Source organism: Rhodococcus sp. R1101, assembly GCF_000278445.1.
GTDB classification, from domain to species: Bacteria; Actinomycetota; Actinomycetes; order Mycobacteriales; family Mycobacteriaceae; genus Rhodococcus; species Rhodococcus gordoniae.
On the sequence record NZ_AJVB01000558.1, the window covers coordinates 1 to 2,302 of the forward strand.

The window sequence follows — 2,302 nt, forward strand, 5'->3', positions numbered from 1 at the left end:
GTCGGTGATCGTCGGACGGGATCGACGGTGACGGCGATCTCGGAGAAGTCGGGGAGGGTGATCTCGGGTCGGACGTCGACCTCGGCGGTGAACGCCAGCTCGACGTTGTCCTCGAGCTTGGTGACGTCGATCTCGGGCTGGCTGATGACCTTGACGTCGTTCGCGGTCACGGCCTCGCTGTAACGGCTCTGGATGGCCTCGTTGATGACCTGGTCCAGGACGGCGCCGCGGCCGACGCGGGCCTCGAGGATCTTGCGAGGAGCCTTACCGGGACGGAAACCCGGGATGCGGACCTGGCCTGCGAGGGCCTTGAAAGCGCGGTCGAAATCAGGCTGGAGCTCCTCGAAGGGCACCTCAACATTGATACGGACTCGCGTCGGGCTCAGCTGCTCGACGGTGCTCTTCACGGACATGCTCCTTCTGTCGTGCTCTCTTGTCGGTCGTTCGTTCACTACTGAGCGCGCTGACGCTGTTCGATCTGGTCGGGATGACAGGATTCGAACCTGCGACCCTCCGCTCCCAAAGCGGATGCGCTACCAAGCTGCGCCACATCCCGGTCGTGAAGGCACCCGCAATCGACCCGCGGGACCCATCGCAGAATCCTACGGCCCCCCGATTATGAAATCCAAAGCGAGGTCCGGTACAGTCTCATCTCGCAAGCCGCAGCACCGGTCGACCACCGGCGCCGCAGCCCAACGGGGATGTAGCTCAATGGTAGAGCCCCAGTCTTCCAAACTGGCTACGCGGGTTCGATTCCCGTCATCCCCTCCATGAGGGTCGTGGATCCTGTCCGGGACCACGACACGACGAACTCCCGCCGATTGCGCACCGCATCGGCGGGAGTTCGTCGTTTTCCGGAGGTTCGGCCGATCGGCGGCCTCCGCACGTATCCCGTCGTTTCTGGACACAGTGCCGGATGAGTGCCATCATGCGGTCGAGGTTGAGAAGCAGCCCACCACGAGTCGTTCGAGTGCGATCTCGGCTGCAGTCCGCTTCCGCGTCGACCCACGGCACCGTTGCCGCACCGACACCGTGCGAGTCGCCCCCTCGTACATCCGCATTCCGACGACCTCGTGGGACCACCGCGCCGCGATCCTGCGTCACCTCCATGAACGGACGTGACCACGAACGGGCGGGAGGTCGTCGGGTGACACCGCAGGGGGGTGTCGACAGCCCGGCACCGTCCCGTCTCCGGCCGACCGGAGTCGGGATCGGCTCCGGTCGGTCCCGACTCCCGAGGTTTCCACCGCGAACGTCCGGTATTTCGGTGATCGCGAAGGGGGAACACCGTTTCCGTGCAACCATGGTGCGAGATCCAGCAATTTCTCGTCTCACCGTAGGCCATGGTGGGTCGAGAAGGCGCCGGCGTCACCCCAAGGCGCCCGCCCGCATCGAGGGCGCCTCGCGAAGCAAGGGAGGCGGCGATGACTCGGCGCCCGGCATCGACATCCTTCGACCTCGCGGCCGTCGCGAGCCCCCGGGCCGCGAGGACCGGGGCAACGGATTCCGGCCCGACCGTCGGGGTCGAGGAGGAGTTCTTCCTCGTCGACACGACCTCGGAGTGTCTCACCGAGAGCAACGAGGCCGTCGTGGCCGCCGGCCGGAGGCTCGGAGCCCGGATGGACTACGAACTCAAGCGGATCCAGATCGAGGTGAACACGCCGGTCTGTCGCAGCGCGACCGAGTTGCGGGCCCGCGTCCTCGAGGCCAGGGCCACAGCCGCCGCTGCGGCCGTGCAGTGCGGTGTGGGTCTGCTGGCGGCGGGGGCATCGCCGACGGTCCAGCCGCTCGCACCTGTGACGGACGTGCCCAGGTATCGGACGATGGCGGAGCGGTACGGACGGCTGGTCGAGGAGCAGGAGGTCTGCGGTTGCCACGTCCATGTCGGCGTGGCAGACCGGGAGATCGCGGTCCATGTGTGCAATCACGTCCGGTTGTGGTTGCCCGCCCTGCTGGCCTCGACGGCCAACTCACCGTTGTACCGGGGCCGGGACACCGGATACGCGAGCTGGCGCGCGATCGTCGCCGGCCGATGGCCGTGCTCGGGTCCCCCACCTCGTTTCACGTCGGTGGAACACTTCGATTCCGTCGTGGACATCATGATCGAGAGCGGCAACATCCTCGATCCGGGCATGGTCTATTGGGACGTGCGTCCGTCCGCGCATCTTCCCACCGTCGAGGTGCGGGTGAGCGATGTCCCGGCGACCGTCGACGAAACAGTCCTCATGGCGACCGTCGTGCGTGCGCTCGTCGCCACGGCCGAACGGGACGTACGGGCGGGCGTGGCCGCTCCCCCGGTCCC

At 67.0% G+C, this 2,302-nt stretch carries 2 protein-coding genes and 2 tRNA genes; 2 read left to right on the plus strand and 2 right to left on the minus strand.

Annotation, left to right across the window (positions count from 1 at the left end; all coding sequences use genetic code 11):
* The coding region (locus tag R1101_RS28035) for a trigger factor (protein WP_037224467.1) at positions 1–413 on the minus strand (413 nt) is incomplete at its 3' end.
* Positions 414–479: 66 nt separating this feature from the next.
* Positions 480–556 (minus strand) — tRNA-Pro (locus R1101_RS0121525).
* Positions 557–697: 141 nt separating this feature from the next.
* Between R1101_RS0121525 and R1101_RS0121530 the strand changes: the two genes are divergently transcribed.
* Positions 698–771 (plus strand) — tRNA-Gly (locus tag R1101_RS0121530).
* A 653-nt stretch (positions 772–1,424) separates the two neighbouring features.
* Positions 1,425–2,302 (plus strand): carboxylate-amine ligase (locus R1101_RS28040; RefSeq protein WP_016935317.1); only part of this gene is annotated, 878 nt, incomplete at its 3' end.